The sequence below is a fragment of the Pseudarthrobacter phenanthrenivorans genome (assembly GCF_036455295.1).
GTDB classification, from domain to species: Bacteria; Actinomycetota; Actinomycetes; order Actinomycetales; family Micrococcaceae; genus Arthrobacter; species Arthrobacter phenanthrenivorans_C.
The window spans coordinates 83001-98881 of sequence record NZ_JAYXNX010000010.1; the positions used below are offsets into that span (position 1 = coordinate 83001).

Below are 15881 nucleotides of genomic sequence, written 5' to 3' on the forward strand. Positions count from 1 at the left end.
CCGGGGCAACGCGTAAACCGCCGGGCGGTTGCGCCGCTCTCCGCTATTTCGCCGGGGTAACGGTCTTCTGGCCGCCGCCCTGTGGGCCCGCTTCCCCGGACTGTCCCTGGGCAGGCGCCGGACCGGGGTTGCCCAGGGAAGTGTCCGGCTTCCGGCCCGAAGGACCGGACGCGCCGCCGCTGTTTGCCGGGGCGGTCGCTGCCGGAAGGTCAGCCTTTCCTGATTCTGCGGCGCCCGGCCCTGCGGGCGTCCCGTTCGCCGCGCCGGGGCCGCGGCCGTCCGTGCCGCCGTTTGTGCTGCTTTTCGGTGCGGCAGCGGCGGATCCCGCCGCGCAGTTTCGCATACCCATGCCGGCGTTGTTGCGCACCGGACCGGGGCATGCTGTGCCGCTGTGGCCGGCCGGACGCCGAAGTAGCTTCGAGGACAGGTGCGCGGCGTCGTCCACCTGATGGGGCGCCGGGACGGGAGCAGCACCGGGAAGGTCCCCGTCCGCGGCGAGGGTGGGCCCACGGTAACCGGAAGCGGCAGCAGGCGTCCCGGTGGTGGAACCCCTCCACGGAGCCCAATCCTCCAGCAGGTGCTCCACTGCGCTGGTTCGGGCACTGGTTGAACTGGCCGCCACGCCGCCAACGCCGAGTCCCATTCCTGCCACCAGGACCAGTCCCAGCGCTGTGGGACGGTGCCGGCGACGAAGACGGGCCAGTTCGTCTCCGGTTTGGGTACCCGTCTTCCGGCCGTCAGCCGGTGTATCCGAGGATTCGTCGTGGACAACCTTTTCCGGGCTGGACGGTCCACCTGCGGCAATCAGTGCGGCGAGCTCCCCGGTAGGTGCGGGCGCGGGCAGCGAGGCCAGGGAACCCAGCGAGAGCAGCGTGTCACGAAGCTCCGGGTCCTGGTCGAAGCCGGATTCGAGGAGCATGGCGTCAACAAGCGTGACGAGGTTGTCCCGGGAGGATGTCATGGGGTGAGGTACTCCTTCACTTCCTTGAGTTCCCGGAGTTTGAGCAACGCGCGCCGCTGGAGCTGCTTTACTGCACCGGCACTCTTATCCATGGTCTCCGCTGTCTGCTCCACTGTCAGGCCTCCCACCAAGCGAAGAGACAGCACTTCCCGCTGCTCCCGGGGCAGCCCGTCGAGGAGCGCCAGGACTTCCCGGGGCGAGATGCGCTGCAGGGCTTCTTTTTCTGCGGAGGTATCTTCGCGCTGGTCCATCGCTGCCTCGAAGGGCAGCTTGACGGGGGTCCGGCTTTGGCGGCGGTGGTCGTCCACCATCCGCGCGTGGGCAACCGAGAAAATAAACGTCCTCAGCCCGGCGTCCCCGCCATGGACCGTGTGAAGCCGGGGAAGGACGGAAAGAAACACTTCCTGCATGGCGGCCTCCGGATCCTCGACTCCCCGGGCAGTGAGATAACCCAGTACCTGCGATGCGTATGTCTTGTAGACGAGGCTGAAGGCAGCAGTCCCGGAAAATGACCGGTCCGGGGCCTCGTCTGTCTGTGCATCGGTCACTGACGTGGTGCTTTCCGTCAAGAAGGGTGTTGGCAAGGCAGGCGCCCAGAACATTCGGAACGCTGCCCTTACCTTACCCTCCGGTAACCGCCCTGCCGGAACCGCCACGGCGCCGGGAAGAAGCCCTGGGCCGGGGGACCGCGTCAATGCAGCCAACCACACGGAAAGACAAAAGAGCCGGCCTGGAACGTGATGGGGGACAGGTTCCAGACCGGCACTTCATAGGGGTAATCGCTGAACCGCCCGGGAGGGTTACGCGAATCGGAAAAACTTTTTTTCGAAGTTCTTCCCGGCCGGTCAGCGGCTTGCCGCCCGGGTCCAGCGGGGCAGCGTCGCCTGCCGCCGGGGCGCCCTGGCCAGCGTGAATGCGTGCAGCCTGGCGGGCATGCGCTCCTCGCCGCAGGCGGGTTCGACGGCGGCGGACGTCCCGGTTGCGACGGTGGCGCCGGCTGCAGGGGTTACGGGTGCGGGACGCGAGGATGTTCCGGCAGGGCAAAGGTCCGTCACCAGGCCCGTGCCTGCACATTCCCGTGCCGCGGCGATCCCGGCCGCCACCGCTGCCTTGTCCTCAAACGGGCTGGAAACGGCGATCACCGTCCCGTCCGGCGCCAGCAGCCGGAACCGGAAGAACGACTCAGCGTCGACGAATGCTTCAAATCTTCCGGCCATGACGATCCTTCCTTGGGCACCAGGGGGTAGTACCGAGTGTGGCCGCGGCGCCACCACGCCCACAAGACCGTTCGCGTTAAGCCTGGGTAAATTGCTTGCCACCGGGGCGGAAGACAAACGGCAGGCCACCCGCAAAAGGTGCCTGCCGTCGTCGTAATCCCCGCCCGTTCCCTGGCGGGGCCCGGATATCAGTCGTTGATGAGGTCGTTCACCACGATGGTCTGGTCCCGGTCGGGGCCCACACCGATGGCGGAGAAACGGGTTCCGGAGAGCTTCTCCAGCGCCAGCACGTAGTTGCGGGCATTCTCCGGCAGGTCCGCCAGGGTACGGGCGCCCGTGATGTCCTCGGTCCAGCCGTCGAAGTACTCGAAGATCGGCTTGGCATGGTGGAACTCAGTTTGCGTCATGGGCATTTCGTCGTGGCGGACGCCGTCTACGTCGTAGGCCACGCACACCGGGATCTGTTCGATGCCCGTGAGTACGTCCAGCTTGGTGACGAAGTAGTCCGTGAAGCCGTTCACGCGGGAAGCGTGTCGGGCCAAGACGGCGTCGTACCAGCCGCAACGGCGCGGCCGGCCGGTGTTGACGCCGAATTCACCGCCGGTCTTCTGGAGGTACATGCCCATCTCGTCAAAGAGTTCCGTGGGGAACGGGCCGGCACCGACGCGCGTGGTGTAGGCCTTGATGATGCCGATGGAACGCGAGATCCGGGTGGGGCCGATGCCGGAGCCCACGGAGGCGCCGCCGGCGGTGGGGTTGGAGGAGGTGACGAACGGGTAGGTGCCGTGGTCCACGTCCAGGAACGTTGCCTGGCCGCCTTCCATCAGGACTACCTTGCCCTCGTCCAATGCGGTGTTCAGGACCAGGGTGCTGTCGATGACCAGCGGGCGAAGCCGCTCGGCGAAGGACAGGAAGTACTCCACGATCTCATCCACCACCACGCTGCGGCGGTTGTAGACCTTGACCAGGAGTTCGTTCTTCTGGTGCAGCGAGCCTTCCACCTTTTGGCGGAGGATGGATTCGTCGAAGACGTCCTGGACGCGGATTCCCAGCCGGGCCACCTTGTCCATGTAGGCGGGGCCGATGCCGCGGCCGGTGGTGCCGATGGCGCGCTTGCCCAGGAAGCGTTCGGTGACTTTGTCCAGGACCTGGTGGTACGGGGCCACGAGGTGCGCGTTGGCGGAGACGCGGAGCCGTGAAGTGTCGGCACCGCGGGCCTGCAGGCCTTCGATTTCCTGGAAGAGCGCCTCGAGGTTCACCACGCAGCCGTTGCCGATGATGGGAACAGCGTTGGGGCTGAGAATGCCTGCCGGCAGCAGCTTGAGTTCGTATTTTTCACCGCCCACGACGACGGTGTGCCCGGCATTGTTGCCGCCGTTGGGCTTGACGACGTAGTCAACACGGCCGCCCAGAAGGTCGGTGGCCTTGCCTTTTCCTTCGTCGCCCCATTGGGCTCCTACGATCACAATTGCTGGCATGGGATCCTCCCCCATTCGTTCGGGCTGCCCGGGTCCGGCCACCAGGTGGCGGGCCCATGCAGCGCCGTTCATGAGAATGCCCCGAACATCCGGCCTTCGCCGCCGCAGGACGGCACGGCGGAGGGAGAGTTCCGGGGCTCTTACCACCCAAGTTTAGCGGATAGGGCACTTTGTCCACCGTTTGGCCCACCGCTGCCCTTCACGTATGACGGGCAGCGGTGCTGTACGAAAGCTGGCAGTTCCTGCAGTGGGGGCTTTGAAGCTGGCCCCGACACAAAGCGAAGCCGACTTGCCCGGACCGTGCCCTCTCGATTTAAGTGAGAGGGAACCATCCGGAGCGGCCGAGAGACCTGGCTCGATGACGCCGCAGCAACCACGGTTCGGCAGATCGCTGCCGGCCGAAGGTGCTACTGCCAGGACCGATGGAAAGGAAGATTCCAGCATGCCCCAGAACACCGACCACATCCGTGTAACGCACGCCGGCTCACTGCCCCGCACCCCTGAGCTCATCGCGGCCAACGCAGCCAAGGAAAGCAACGGGCTCACCCCGGAATTCCTTGAACTGCTGGAGGCTTCCGTAGTGGATGTGGTCCAGCGCCAGAAAGACCTGGGCATCGACATTCCCAACGACGGCGAATACGGGCACACCATGTCCAGCACCGTTGATTACGGCGCCTGGTGGAACTACTCCTTCGCCCGGCTCGGCGGCCTGGAACCCACCAACGTGGACCGCTGGGCGGAGGCCGAGGTGCGCCGCTCGTCCCCCGGCAACGTGGTCCTGACCTCCTTCCCCGACCGGCGCGACCGGCAGGCCTTCAACGAGGCGTACAACGATCCTTCCTCCGGCATCCTCACCCACCGGAAGAGCGTGGCCCAGCCCAAGATTGCCGGGCCACTGACCTACACGGGCCAGGACCTGGTGGCCTCGGACATCAGGAACCTGAAAACCGGGCTCGCCGCCGCGGGACTCACCGAGGGTTTCGTCGCCTCCCTCTCCCCCGGCTCATGCGCCCGGGTAGCCAACGAGTACTACAAAACGGACGAGGAACTGGTCTACGCATGCGCCGATGCCATGCGGGAGGAATACAAGGCCATCATCGACGCCGGCCTCACCGTCCAGCTCGACGACCCGTCCCTGGCCGAGAGCTGGGACCAGATCAACCCCGAGCCCTCGCTGGAGGACTACCTCAAGTTCATCCAGCTGCGGGTCGAAGCCACCAACTGGGCGCTGCGGGACCTTCCGCAGGAACAGATCCGGCTGCACGTTTGCTGGGGTTCCTGGCACGGCCCTCATACTACGGACATCCCGTTCGCGGACATTATCGGATCTGTGCTGCAGGTGAACGCCGGCGCCTACTCCTTTGAAGCCGCCAACGTCCGCCACGAACACGAGTGGCGCGTATGGGAGGACACCAAACTGCCCGAGGGCAAGGTGATCATTCCGGGCGTCGTTTCACACGCCACCAACGTGGTGGAGCACCCGGACCTGGTCGCAGACCGCATTGTCCGGTTTGCCGACGTGGTGGGCCGGGAAAACGTGATCGCCTCCACCGACTGCGGACTCGGTGGCCGGGTCCACCCGCAGATCGCGTACGCCAAGCTGGACGCACTGGGAGAGGGCGCGCGGCGCGCCACACGGCGTCTCTGGTAACCGGCACGATATCGGGCCGCCGGCTGTTCCTTCCATCACCGGGGAGGGACAGCCGGCGTTTCGTTTCCCCGGGCTTGGTAAACTGGCAAAGGCCGACCCGGAATCGGCCCACCCCAATCAAACCGCCGCTGATGTGCCGCGCCACCGTGCGCCCATTTCCGCGGCGGCAGCTACGCCAATCCCCGCAGGAGAACCAGCACTTCATGACAGCCCTGGCCCCCGAAACATTCCACGAACAGCTCATGAGCCGCCGCTACGAACCCAGCGTCGCAGCCGTCAACGAACTGTGTGATTCCCTGCAGGAGGCCAAGCCCGGAACCGTGGTCCCCTATGTGGACCCCCTGCATGATGTGGAGGAATGCCGCATCATCAGCCTGTTCTCCAACATCGGTGAGGCGGATCCGTCCGGGTTCATCACGGCCGGGGACCAGGACGCTGCCACCCGCATGCTGGGCATCCAGTGGAAGCTGGGCCTGCGCCCGGAATTCGTGATGCCGTGGAACGTCCACCCGTGGCATGTCCCCGGCGTTGCCAACGGCAAGTTCACCCCGGACCAGGTCCAGGCAGGCCTGAAGCCCCTGCTGAAGTTCCTGGCACTGGTCCCCCGCGCCTCGGTGATCGTGGCACACGGCACGGAAGCCAACCGGCTGGCCAACCTGCTCCTGAAGACCGAAGTACCCCTGCTGTGGCGCCGCGGCCTTAAGACGTACAAGGTCCGCTCACTGAGCGGCCGTGCGTTCGCCGGTTCCCCGGCGCGCCAGGAGGAGTACCTCGAGGACATGCGGACGGCCTACGCAGACGCCATGGCGCGCACGGGCATCGCCAAGCCATAAACGAACGACGGCGGGTGGTCACCTTTCCAGGAAAGGTAACCACCCGCCGCCGTCATTTAAGCGCGTGGCGCTTCACTTGCCTTCGATGGCCGCTTTCGCCGTGGGGTCCGAGTCATTGAGGAACTTCTCGATCCGCTCCGGCTCATCCGCTTCACCGATGGCCGCCGAGGCCCTGCCCAGGGAGTACAGGGCCCGCAGGAACCCGCGGTTGGGCTCGTGCTCCCACGGGATGGGGCCCACGCCGCGCCAGCCGTTGCGGCGCAGCGAGTCCAGGCCGCGGTGGTAGCCCACCCGGGCATACGCGTAGGAGTCAATGGTGCGGCCCTCGGCCCACGCTTCCTCGGCCAGGACGGCCCAGAGAAGCGAGGACGTGGGGTGCTTTTCCACCAGGTCCAGGGCTTCGTGCCCGGCCTCCAGCTGCCCGTACACTTCGGTTTCGGCAGGCAGGAGCGTGGGCTCCGGCCCCATCAGGTTCCGGCGGAACTCGTCCGACACTTAGAAGGTCTTTCCGGCTGAACCGAGCTGCTTGGTGGCTTCCACCACTCGGGCCGCCAGGCCGGCCTCAGCGGAGGCGCCCCAGACGCGGGGGTCGTAGGTCTTCTTGTTGCCCACTTCGCCGTCGACCTTCAGGACGCCGTCGTAGTTCTTGAACATGTGGTCCGCCACGGGACGCGTGTAGGCGTACTGGGTGTCGGTGTCGATGTTCATCTTGATCACGCCGTAGGAAACGGCGTCGGCGATCTCCTGGTCGGAGGAGCCGGACCCACCGTGGAAGACCAGGTCGAACGGGTTCTCCTTGCCGATCTTCGCGCCCACCTGCGCCTGGATGTCCTTGAGGATCTCCGGGCGCAGCTTGACGCCGCCGGGCTTGTAGACGCCATGCACGTTGCCGAAGGTCAGGGCCGTGATGTAGCGGCCGTTCTCGCCGGAGCCGAGGGCGTCGATGGTGGCCAGGGCGTCTTCCACCGTGGTGTACAGCTTGTCGTTGATGGCGTTCTCAACGCCGTCTTCCTCACCGCCGACGGTGCCGATCTCCACCTCGAGGATCATCTTTGCGGCAGCGGTGCGCTGCAGCAGGTCCCGGGCGATCCGCAGGTTCTCCTGCAGGGTCTCTGCCGAGCCGTCCCACATGTGGGAGTTGAACAGCGGGTTGCGGCCGGCCTTGACCTCAGCTTCGGAAGCTTGGAGCAGCGGCAGGACGAAGCCGTCCAGCTTGTCCTTGGGGCAGTGGTCGGTGTGCAGGGCAATGTTCACGCCGTAGTTCTTGGCCACTTCGCGGGCGAACGCCGCGAAGCCCAGGGAACCGGCAACCATGTCCTTGGTGGATGCGCCGGACCAGTAGGCGGCGCCGCCGGTGGAGACCTGCACGATGCCGTCGGACTCCGCCTCCGCGAAGCCACGCAGTGCCGCGTTCAGCGTCTGCGAGGACGTGACGTTGACGGCGGGGAAGGCGAATCCGCCGGCCTTCGCGCGGTCAATCATCTCGGCGTAGATCTCTGGGGTTGCAATGGGCATGCTGGCTCCTCTGCTGAGTTTCGTCTGTGGGTGGATAACCCTCAAGTAGACCGCTTACGGCTTGGCACCATCCTAGCCATTCCCGGGCTGGGAGTGTTCTGGATTACGCCCCCCCCGCGGGGAAAGGCGAACTACACGTGCTGGTTGAAGACGTGCCGGCGGATCCAGGCGTGCATGGCGATCGCGGCAGCGGATGCTGCGTTGATGGAGCGGGTGGAGCCGAACTGTTCGATGGACAGGGTGGCGACGGCGGCCTGGTGGACTTCCGGTGTCAGGCCCGGGCCCTCCTGTCCGAAGACCAGCACGCAGTCGCGCGGAAGTTCGTACGTTTCCAGCGGCACCGAGTCCGGAAAGATATCCACTCCGATGATGGCCAGCCCGTCCCCCTGTGCCCACTGGACGAAGTCCTCCACGGTGGGGTGGTGGCGGACGTGCTGGTAGCGGTCGGTGACCATGGCTCCGCGGCGGTTCCACCGCCGTCGTCCGATGATGTGTACTTCCTTGGCGAGGAAGGCGTTGGCGGTGCGCACCACGGTGCCGATGTTCAGGTCGTGCTGCCAGTTCTCGATGGCCACGTGGAAGTTGTGCCGCCGGGAGTCCAAGTCCGCCACGATGGCCTCATGTTTCCAGTAGCGGTACTTGTCCAGCACGTTGCGCCTGTCCCCGTCGGCGAGCAGGTCCGGGTCCCAGTGGGCGCCCTCGGGCAGTTCGCCTTCCCACGGCCCGACGCCGACCTCCGCCTTTTCGGGTTCAGCCTCCCCGGGCCGGTGGTTGGGTTCGTCAGTCATGCCGGGCGTTTGGTTCACCCTTCAACACTAGACTGGACTCTTCGGGCAACCATCACGACGCGGAGGCAGGCATGGCAGAAGAGGACCAGGTGGCAGGCAACCCGGCGGTTTACCGCAGCGGGCAGGAGATTGAGTGCTGGCTGACGGACATGGACGGAGTCCTGGTCCACGAAAACCAGCCCATCCCCGGGGCTGCCGAACTCATCCAGCGCTGGGTGGATACGTCCAGGCGCTTCCTGGTCCTGACCAACAACTCCATCTTCACGCCCCGCGACCTCGCCGCCCGCCTCCGCTCGTCGGGCCTGGAGATTCCGGAGGAAAACATCTGGACCTCCGCCCTGGCAACCGCCCAGTTCCTGAAGGACCAGGTGTCCGCCGGGGGCGCCGAGTCGGGCAACCGTGCCTACACCATCGGCGAGGCAGGACTGACGACGGCGCTGCACGAGGCCGGCTTCATCCTCACTGACCAGAATCCGGACTTCGTGGTGCTTGGCGAGACGCGCACGTACTCCTTCGAGGCGATCACCACCGCTATCCGCCTGATCCTCGCCGGTGCACGCTTCATCGCCACCAACCCGGACGCCACGGGCCCTTCCAAGGACGGGCCCATGCCCGCCACCGGTGCCATCGCGGCCCTGATCACCAAGGCCACCGGCCGTGAGCCCTACATCGTGGGCAAGCCGAACCCCATGATGTTCCGGTCCGCAATGAACCAGATCGATGCACACTCCGAAACCACCGCGATGATCGGTGACCGGATGGACACGGACATCATCGCCGGCATGGAGGCGGGCCTGCACACCGTCCTGGTCCTTAGCGGCATCACGCACAGGGACGACATCGCCGCCTACCCGTTCCGGCCCAACCAGGTACTGAACTCCGTGGCGGATTTGAAGAACCAGATCTAGAAGATGCTGACCCGGGTGCCGCCCCGCGGCAGGGGGAAGAACCCGTCCAGCAGTTCCGTCACGAGCGGCCGGTAGATCTGCGGGTTCCAGCCGGGACTGGCGTGGGCGGGGGCGGCCCCTGTGGTCTGGAGGTTGCTGGACACCATGTTGTCCTTGAACACGACTGCCCAGGTTTCGGACGCCGTCTCGTAGTCGACAGTCCCGTCCTTGGGGTTGCCAATGAAGGCCATCTTGGCTGTCCCAAGCTTTCCCGCGAACTGGCTTCCATCGAAGTGGTAGATGTAGGCGGACTCGGTCTGGACCAGCACGTTGGACGGAGCGATCGGGGACAGCTGCTCCAGCGTCTGGTCGAGGATCTGGCGCCAGCTCCGTTCGTCCTTGTGGATGATCCGCTCCCCCAGTTCATATCCGCCGCGCAGGGTGGACGGGAACCTGACGCCGCTCTCGTAAAGGAACACCACGCCGTCGAACCAGCTTTGGTCAAGGACGTCATGGGCGCTGTAGGGGCTGGAGTCCAGCAGGATGAATTGCACCTGGAAACCCTCGAGTGCCTGGAGCCGCGCAGCCACCTGCGTGGCGAGCATGCCGCCAAAGCTGTGTCCATAGAAGAAGAGCTTGGTGATCTTCTGCGCGGCGATGTAGTCGGCGATGGCGTTGACCACCTCGGTAACGCTCAGCCCCAGGTTGGAATACCCGACGGCGGCGAGCCGGGCGCGCTTGTTCAGCGAGCCACGGAGGGTATTGAGGATCCACTGCGCCTCCTCCCAGCTGGTCTTGTAGCCGGGAAACAGGAACCAGCTGGCGTCCGGGTAGTAGGCGTCGGCAAAGTCGTCCGGAACGGACAGGATCCTGGTGCTGCGCCGCTGCGACTGCACTTGGCGGGTCACCAGCATGTCCGCCGCAAGCAGCCCGGAGGCGCCGGCGCCGGCCAGGAAGGTGCGGCGCGAAAAGCGCTTGAGGGCAGCGGCCTGCGCCAGCAGCCGGGCGTCGGAGACCCCCCGCCGGCGCTGCGGATTTACTTCCCCCTCATACGGCACACTCCTACCGTAAGCCCCGGGAAAGTCACCGCCGCAACGGTGGATGTTAACGTTCGGTGACGTTGCGCGTCAGCTTGCGGCCTGGCCTTCGGTGGCCGGGAATGGAGCCAGTGGCTCGTGCTGGCGGCGGTGGATTTCCAGGCCGACGTCGTTGTAGCGGCCCAGCAGGTCCGCCCCGTCGGGCGCGTCTGGATTGTCGAGCAGGGCGAAGAGCGCGTCGCTGGCCTGCAGCAATTCCTGGTCTGTGTATTCGCCCAGCGGGCGGCCGTACAGCTCCTCGATCCACATGACCGGCAGCTGGGGGAAATCACCCGAGTACGCGCCGCCGGGGAAAAGCTCCCTGACGTCGTCGTCCATCGGGATTGGGCGGCTGCTGGACTGCGCGTCCGTTGCCCAGTCGTGTGGGGTGGGCGTGAACTGCAGGGAGACACCTGCGGGCCGCGCACCCGGCAACGAGTTGGCGTCCAGGGCGTTGAGGTCGCTGCGGAGGCCTGCCAGTGCGGAGGACTCGATGAGCGCGGCCTGGGAGAGATCGACGCAGATACGGCAGCGGATGCCCATCCGCCGGACGCGGCGGATTATGTGGGCAAGTTCAGCCCGGGAGTCCTGGTGAAGGGTTCCCCGGACTTCAATCCGGACGATGTCGGCTGGGACATCAAGGTTAACGAGTGCGTCTAATGCGCGGTCCATAGGTACTCCAAAAGAGGTCTATGGCCGACGGCTCAACCTCCGCAAGAGTAACCCCCACAGGAGCCCGGGCACAACCTGCCCTAGGCCACCGTACCCGGGCTGACCTTTCCGGGCTCCTGGTAGTAGGTGCGCGCACCGGCACCGCCCACCGAATCCACCAATGATTTGGCGATGTCCCGCAGTTTGGTGTTGCTGTTGCTGGACGCCTCGGTCAGGATTTCCACGGCGGCGGCCTGGCTGCAACGGTTTTGGGCCATCACGATGCCCACTGCGATGTCAATGATGGTGCGGGACTCCAGCGTTGCCCGCAGGTTGGATGCACTGTCCGCATGCAGCGAGAACCGGACGGCCAGGCGCAGGGCCTGCGAGATTTCCCGGGTGAAGTCCCGCGCCCGTTCAGCCGCTCTCCCGTCGAACTTGTTCGGGACGTCGGAGTAGAGGTTCAACGCGGCCTTGGCTTCGCCCTGAAGGTTGAAAGGCAATGAAAAGACGGAGCGCAGGCCATGGGAGGCAACGGCAGAGGCATAGTCCGGCCCCCAGCGGTCCTCCCGCAAGAGGTCCGGCACGTAGACTTCGCGTTCCTCTTTTGCCGCAGTAAGGCAGGGGCCCTGCGAAAGCGAGTACTGGATTTCGTCCACTTCCCGCGCGGAAGGGCTGCTCCATCCAATGGTGGCTGCCTTGCGGTCCCGCAGCAGCGTAATGCCGCACAGCGCGTCATCGCCGTCCCCTGCCATTTGGTGGGCGGAGAACCGGGCCAGTTCGTTCAGGAAATCCTCGAAGTCAGCGCTGTCCAGGATGAGGTTCTGCACTTGGTCGGTTGAGCTCAAGGGCTGTTCTGGGGGGAGCAAAATGCGTGGTCTCCAAGCAACTGAAAAATGTTAACGCAAAGTATAAAACACTGTCCGAATTGCTTCCAACAGCGGTCCGTCCCCCCAGATCGGCCGGCTAGGAAAGCCCCAGCTCGTCCTTGCCGAACGCGAACAGGTAGGGAACGCCGGTTTCGGCTTCGATTTTTTCCTTGGCGCCGGTGTCGCGGTCAACGATCACGGCCACCGCCACTACGTTGCCGCCGGCTTTGCGGACGCCTTCAACGGCCGTCAGTGCGGAACCGCCGGTAGTGGATGTGTCCTCCAGGACCAGCACCTTGCGGCCTTCGACGGACGGGCCCTCCACCTGGCGCCCCATGCCGTAGGACTTCTGTGCCTTGCGGACCACGAAGGCATCGACGGTGCGGCCCGCGTCGGCTGCTGCGTGCATCACCGCGGTGCCCACTGGGTCAGCCCCCATGGTCAGGCCGCCGGCGCACTCGAAGTCGATTCCGGCGTCGTCCGCCAGTGCCAGCATTACCTGGCCCACCAGCTTGGACGCTTCGTGGTGCAGCGTGATGCGGCGCAGGTCGATGTAGTAATCGGCCTCAGCCCCGCTGGAGAGGATCACCTTGCCGCGGACCACGGCAAGTTCCTTGATCAGTTCGAGCAGTCGGGCGCGGGCAGCTGCAGTGTCTACCGCAGTGTCTGTGGGCGAAGTCATGGGCTCAAGTTTAGTAGGTGGGGTGGCCGTCAGCGGGCGGGCAAAGCCCGGCGCGTGCTCGGGGCGTGGTCCCAAGGCGATAACGCGGGGCAGGAGGCGCCTGATGACTGGATTGTGGCGCAGGATGAAGAAGATCATGCGCTGGACGGGGAAGCGGCTCCGGCCGCCGTTCTGCCCGTTCGCGGCGAGCATGTCCCCCGAGAGCGTGCCTGCGAAGAGCGGAACGAAGACAACCCGGTGCATGATGCGCTGCACGGCTTGCACCACCAGGGTGGGCATGAGGCGGCGGCGCTGGACCGCTGCAAGGGTGCGGAGCCGCACCTGTCCACGGCGAAGGTCCGGGGCCAGCCGTTGCGCTGCCGCCACGGCGTCCTGGATGGCCAGGTTGATGCCCACACCGCCAGCCGGGGACATCGCATGGGCGGCGTCCCCGATGCAGAGGAATCCGTCCACGTACCAGCGCCGGAGGCGGTTCAGCCTAACGTCCAGCCAGTGCAGGTCGTCCACGCTGCGGATCGAATCAACGCGGTCGGCGAGGTCCGGGCGCAGAGCCGCCACGCGCTGCCGGAACCACTCCACACCCTTGGCGCGGATGGCCGCATCCGAGCCTTTGGGGGCAAGGTAGCCCATTTGGTAGTAGTGGGTCCTGTTGAGGGCGATCATGGCGTCGCGGTCCCCCAGCGAGGGGACCACACCGGCTACCTCCCCCTGTTCCGAATCGTATCGGGGGAGCCTGAACCACCAAGTATCGAAAGGCACCGGATACTCCTTGGTTTGCATCCCCGCTGCCTCGCGCAACACCGAGTGCCGGCCGTCAGCAGCCACCACGACGTCGGCATGCAGCACCTGGTCACGGTCCCCGCCGGCGGCCCGGTAGCGCACCCCCGTGACGCGGCCGCCGTCGAACTCCAGCCCCGTGGCTTCGCTTTCCATAAGCAGCGAAAAGGTCGGTTCTCTTGCTGCGGCCGCGGCAAGGAAATCCAGGAAGTCCCACTGGGGCATCATGGCCACGTAGTTGTACGGCGGCTTCAGAGAATCGAAGGCCGCGAGGGTGACCAGGCCGGCACCGGGGACGGGGACCGCGACGTTGCTGAGCCTGCTTTGCGGCAGGGAGCGGAAGCCGGCGCCCAGGCCGAGTTCGTCAATCAGCCGGATGGTGGATGCGTGGACGGTGTCGCCACGGAAATCCCGCAGGAAGTCGCGGTGCTTCTCCAGGACGGTCACGCGCACCCCTGCCCGTGCCAGCAGGAGGCCCAGCATCATTCCCGCCGGGCCCCCGCCCACCACGGCACACCCCGTGCGCTCCATGCATTTACCGTACGCCGCGCAGGTCCCTGCCGGAACAGTTGAGGGTTGTTGACAGCCCTGGCTAGGCTGGACCACATGCGCGAACTCCAGGCCAAAATCATTGAAGAAATGGGCGTCCAGCCCCGGATCGACCCCGCAGGGGAGGTGCGCAAACGCGTCACGTTCCTCAAGGAATACCTGAAGGCCACCCACACCAAGGGCTTTGTGCTGGGCATCTCGGGGGGCCTGGATTCATCCCTGGCCGGCAAGCTCGCGCAGCTGGCAGTGGACGAGCTTGAGGCCGAGGGCGTGGAGGCCAATTTCGTGGCCGTGCGCCTGCCCTACGGCGTACAGCACGACGAGGAAGACGCGCAGGCGGCCCTGGACTTCATCAAGGCCAAAACGGAGTGGACGTTCAACATTTCGGCCGCGGTGGATAGCTTCGAGGAGGAGTTCGAAAAGACTGCGGGCTCGGAAATCTCCGACTTCCACAAGGGCAACACCAAGGCCCGCACGCGCATGACGGCCCAGTATGCGCTGGCCGGCGAATTCAATTACCTGGTGATCGGCACGGACCACGGAGCCGAATCCGTAACCGGCTTCTTCACCAAGTACGGCGACGGCGGCGCGGACATCCTGCCCCTGTTCGGACTCAACAAGCGGCAGAACCGTGCGCTGCTGGCCGAACTCGGAGCTCCCGCGCGCGTTTGGGAGAAAGTACCCACGGCCGACCTCCTCGATGACCGGCCCGGCCGCACCGACGAGGACGAGCTGGGCATCAGCTACGACCAGATTGACGACTACCTCGAAGGCCGGGATGTCCCGGACGCCGTTGCCGAGTCGATCGAACAGCGGTACCTGCGCACCCGCCACAAGCGCACCGTCCCCGTGACCATCTTCGACACCTGGTGGAAGGACCAGGGCCCGGAGGAGCCCCGCGCGGGACTGTAGCAGACCCCACCCCTGGAAGTACGACGGCGGCCCCCACCCGCCACGTGGGGGCCGCCGGCGTTGCGTGGTGGCGGGGCCCCCCACCCACAGCGGGGGCGCCCCCCCGTCGTTCCTTGTTGCCTGGGCCACGCACACTCAGCGGGTGCGCCGCCCGCCGCTCCCTCCCCCGCCAAGCTGCTGCGTGATCCGGTGCGCCTCCGCCATCAGCAGTCCCCCCAGTTCCTCCTGCCGTTCGGGCTTGAAGCGGGGTTCGATGCCGGTGAGGGACAGCGCCCAGGCGGGCTTCCCGGAACGGTCGAATACGGCGGCGCCCATCCCCCAGCTTCCCTCCAGGACCAGTCCGGGGTTCACGGAGTAGCCGGCCAGCCGGGTCCGGGTCAGGTTGTCCCGCACCAGCTGCGGGGAGTGGGTCACGGCGAAGCTGCCGGCATGGTCATCCCAGCGGCCCAGCAACTCCTCCTGCTCGCTTTTGGGCAGGAAGGCCAGGATTGCGGTTCCGGCAGAGGCCACCCCAAGGGGGAACCGTACGCCCTCATGCAGGACGAATGACCGGACAGGGAAGCTCCCCTCCTCGCGCAGCAGGCACACAGTCTCGGCGCCGCGGCGGATGGAGAAGAAGGCGCTTTCACCAGTTGCCTCTGCCAGCCGCCGGAGGCTGGGCCGCGCGATGTCCTCCAGGGGAAAGCGCGCCGATGCGACCGATCCCATCAACAGCGCCTCAGGGCCCAGGACCCAGTTGCCCGTGACGAGGTCGTGGTCCAGCAGGCCCTCCGCGGCAAGGGAGGTCAGGAGCCGGTAGACCGTGGGGCGGGTGAGTCCCGATTCCCTGACCAGGCCCGTCAGGGGCATTCCGTCGGCACTGCGGCCCACCAGCCGCAGCAGTCCTGCTATCCGCGCAACCACTTGGGCGCCCTGAACGGGGGCGGCAGGCATAAAGCCTCCTTCTGTCCACAGTATGGATAGTTTTTATCCTGATGTCCATACTGTACGACAGCTGGGTGTGATTCTTGACACTCGCTGCCAGACGCCCGTAGT

16 protein-coding genes, 1 pseudogene and 1 riboswitch are annotated in these 15881 nt (G+C 66.0%); of the genes and pseudogenes, 4 read left to right on the forward strand and 13 right to left on the reverse strand.

Annotation, left to right across the window (positions count from 1 at the left end; translation table 11 throughout):
- Positions 1 to 43 precede the first annotated feature (43 nt).
- The 4 genes from VXJ37_RS14185 to VXJ37_RS14200 all read right to left on the reverse strand — a co-directional run bounded on the left by VXJ37_RS14185 (position 44) and on the right by VXJ37_RS14200 (position 3656).
- The gene (locus tag VXJ37_RS14185; RefSeq protein WP_331323674.1) at positions 44 to 961 is read right to left on the reverse strand and encodes a hypothetical protein; all 918 of its coding nucleotides are present in this window, start codon (positions 959 to 961) and stop codon (positions 44 to 46) included.
- On the reverse strand, positions 958 to 1509 hold the full coding sequence (locus tag VXJ37_RS14190; protein ID WP_331323675.1) for an RNA polymerase sigma factor: 552 nt from the start codon (positions 1507 to 1509) through the stop codon (positions 958 to 960). Before VXJ37_RS14190 ends, VXJ37_RS14185 begins: the two co-directional genes overlap by 4 nt.
- A 297-nt stretch (positions 1510 to 1806) precedes the next feature.
- Complete coding sequence (locus VXJ37_RS14195) at positions 1807 to 2178, reverse strand: YegP family protein (protein ID WP_331323676.1); 372 nt, start codon at positions 2176 to 2178, stop codon at positions 1807 to 1809.
- Positions 2179 to 2366: 188 nt separating this feature from the next.
- Positions 2367 to 3656 (reverse strand): adenylosuccinate synthase, encoded by a 1290-nt coding sequence (locus tag VXJ37_RS14200; protein ID WP_331323677.1) that lies wholly within the window; start codon positions 3654 to 3656, stop codon positions 2367 to 2369.
- 325 nt (positions 3657 to 3981) lie between these two features.
- A riboswitch (SAM riboswitch) is annotated at positions 3982 to 4085 on the forward strand.
- A 13-nt stretch (positions 4086 to 4098) separates the two neighbouring features.
- On the opposite strand from VXJ37_RS14200, the gene VXJ37_RS14205 reads away from it, so the two are divergent.
- Together VXJ37_RS14205 and VXJ37_RS14210 are read left to right on the forward strand one after the other, a co-directional pair.
- Positions 4099 to 5307: a cobalamin-independent methionine synthase II family protein gene (locus VXJ37_RS14205; protein WP_331323678.1), complete on the forward strand. Its 1209-nt coding sequence runs from the start codon at positions 4099 to 4101 to the stop codon at positions 5305 to 5307.
- A 203-nt stretch (positions 5308 to 5510) separates the two neighbouring features.
- Entirely contained in the window at positions 5511 to 6140 is a 630-nt protein-coding gene (locus tag VXJ37_RS14210) for a uracil-DNA glycosylase (protein ID WP_331323679.1), read from the forward strand.
- 72 nt (positions 6141 to 6212) lie between these two features.
- Here VXJ37_RS14210 and VXJ37_RS14215 read toward each other — a convergent pair whose 3' ends face one another.
- The 3 genes from VXJ37_RS14215 to VXJ37_RS14225 form a co-directional block, all read right to left on the reverse strand.
- Positions 6213 to 6635: a DUF3151 domain-containing protein gene (locus VXJ37_RS14215; protein WP_331323680.1), complete on the reverse strand. Its 423-nt coding sequence runs from the start codon at positions 6633 to 6635 to the stop codon at positions 6213 to 6215.
- Positions 6636 to 7655 (reverse strand): class II fructose-bisphosphate aldolase, encoded by a 1020-nt coding sequence (fbaA, locus tag VXJ37_RS14220; RefSeq protein WP_331323681.1) that lies wholly within the window; start codon positions 7653 to 7655, stop codon positions 6636 to 6638.
- 131 nt (positions 7656 to 7786) lie between these two features.
- Positions 7787 to 8443 (reverse strand): TrmH family RNA methyltransferase, encoded by a 657-nt coding sequence (locus tag VXJ37_RS14225; protein WP_331323682.1) that lies wholly within the window; start codon positions 8441 to 8443, stop codon positions 7787 to 7789.
- 71 nt (positions 8444 to 8514) lie between these two features.
- Between VXJ37_RS14225 and VXJ37_RS14230 the strand changes: the two genes are divergently transcribed.
- Positions 8515 to 9351: an HAD-IIA family hydrolase gene (locus VXJ37_RS14230; RefSeq protein WP_331323683.1), complete on the forward strand. Its 837-nt coding sequence runs from the start codon at positions 8515 to 8517 to the stop codon at positions 9349 to 9351.
- Here the strand turns inward: VXJ37_RS14230 and VXJ37_RS14235 are convergent.
- The 5 genes and pseudogenes from VXJ37_RS14235 to VXJ37_RS14255 all read right to left on the reverse strand — a co-directional run.
- Positions 9348 to 10388, reverse strand: coding sequence for an alpha/beta hydrolase (locus VXJ37_RS14235; RefSeq protein ID WP_331323684.1), 1041 nt, complete (start codon positions 10386 to 10388; stop codon positions 9348 to 9350). The genes VXJ37_RS14230 and VXJ37_RS14235 overlap by 4 nt on opposite strands.
- A gap of 69 nt (positions 10389 to 10457) precedes the next feature.
- Positions 10458 to 11078: a hypothetical protein gene (locus VXJ37_RS14240; RefSeq protein WP_331323685.1), complete on the reverse strand. Its 621-nt coding sequence runs from the start codon at positions 11076 to 11078 to the stop codon at positions 10458 to 10460.
- 80 nt (positions 11079 to 11158) lie between these two features.
- Positions 11159 to 11905, reverse strand: coding sequence for a GAF and ANTAR domain-containing protein (locus VXJ37_RS14245; protein WP_331323686.1), 747 nt, complete (start codon positions 11903 to 11905; stop codon positions 11159 to 11161).
- 118 nt (positions 11906 to 12023) lie between these two features.
- The gene (gene pyrE, locus VXJ37_RS14250; RefSeq protein WP_331323762.1) at positions 12024 to 12608 is read right to left on the reverse strand and encodes an orotate phosphoribosyltransferase; all 585 of its coding nucleotides are present in this window, start codon (positions 12606 to 12608) and stop codon (positions 12024 to 12026) included.
- 96 nt (positions 12609 to 12704) lie between these two features.
- Positions 12705 to 13916 (reverse strand): annotated as a pseudogene (locus tag VXJ37_RS14255) (FAD-dependent oxidoreductase); the annotation flags it as partial.
- Between the two features lie 75 nt (positions 13917 to 13991).
- Here VXJ37_RS14255 and nadE point away from each other — a divergent pair.
- Positions 13992 to 14846 (forward strand): ammonia-dependent NAD(+) synthetase, encoded by an 855-nt coding sequence (gene nadE / locus VXJ37_RS14260; protein ID WP_331323687.1) that lies wholly within the window; start codon positions 13992 to 13994, stop codon positions 14844 to 14846.
- Between the two features lie 135 nt (positions 14847 to 14981).
- On the opposite strand, the gene VXJ37_RS14265 is transcribed toward nadE, so the two are convergent.
- On the reverse strand, positions 14982 to 15779 hold the full coding sequence (locus VXJ37_RS14265; RefSeq protein ID WP_331323688.1) for an IclR family transcriptional regulator: 798 nt from the start codon (positions 15777 to 15779) through the stop codon (positions 14982 to 14984).
- Positions 15780 to 15881: the final 102 nt, after the last annotated feature.

What these genes read in the sequence shown, in the direction of transcription:
- pyrE (WP_331323762.1), bottom strand. Translation starts at nt 12,608, where the DNA reads ATGACTTCGCCCACAGACACTGCGGTAGACACTGCAGCTGCCCGCGCC.
- VXJ37_RS14240 (WP_331323685.1), bottom strand. Translation starts at nt 11,078, where the DNA reads ATGGACCGCGCATTAGACGCACTCGTTAACCTTGATGTCCCAGCCGAC.
- VXJ37_RS14200 (WP_331323677.1), bottom strand. Translation starts at nt 3,656, where the DNA reads ATGCCAGCAATTGTGATCGTAGGAGCCCAATGGGGCGACGAAGGAAAA.
- VXJ37_RS14210 (WP_331323679.1), top strand. Translation starts at nt 5,511, where the DNA reads ATGACAGCCCTGGCCCCCGAAACATTCCACGAACAGCTCATGAGCCGC.
- VXJ37_RS14265 (WP_331323688.1), bottom strand. Translation starts at nt 15,779, where the DNA reads ATGCCTGCCGCCCCCGTTCAGGGCGCCCAAGTGGTTGCGCGGATAGCA.
- VXJ37_RS14185 (WP_331323674.1), bottom strand. Translation starts at nt 961, where the DNA reads ATGACATCCTCCCGGGACAACCTCGTCACGCTTGTTGACGCCATGCTC.
- VXJ37_RS14195 (WP_331323676.1), bottom strand. Translation starts at nt 2,178, where the DNA reads ATGGCCGGAAGATTTGAAGCATTCGTCGACGCTGAGTCGTTCTTCCGG.
- VXJ37_RS14230 (WP_331323683.1), top strand. Translation starts at nt 8,515, where the DNA reads ATGGCAGAAGAGGACCAGGTGGCAGGCAACCCGGCGGTTTACCGCAGC.
- fbaA (WP_331323681.1), bottom strand. Translation starts at nt 7,655, where the DNA reads ATGCCCATTGCAACCCCAGAGATCTACGCCGAGATGATTGACCGCGCG.
- VXJ37_RS14225 (WP_331323682.1), bottom strand. Translation starts at nt 8,443, where the DNA reads ATGACTGACGAACCCAACCACCGGCCCGGGGAGGCTGAACCCGAAAAG.
- VXJ37_RS14205 (WP_331323678.1), top strand. Translation starts at nt 4,099, where the DNA reads ATGCCCCAGAACACCGACCACATCCGTGTAACGCACGCCGGCTCACTG.
- nadE (WP_331323687.1), top strand. Translation starts at nt 13,992, where the DNA reads ATGCGCGAACTCCAGGCCAAAATCATTGAAGAAATGGGCGTCCAGCCC.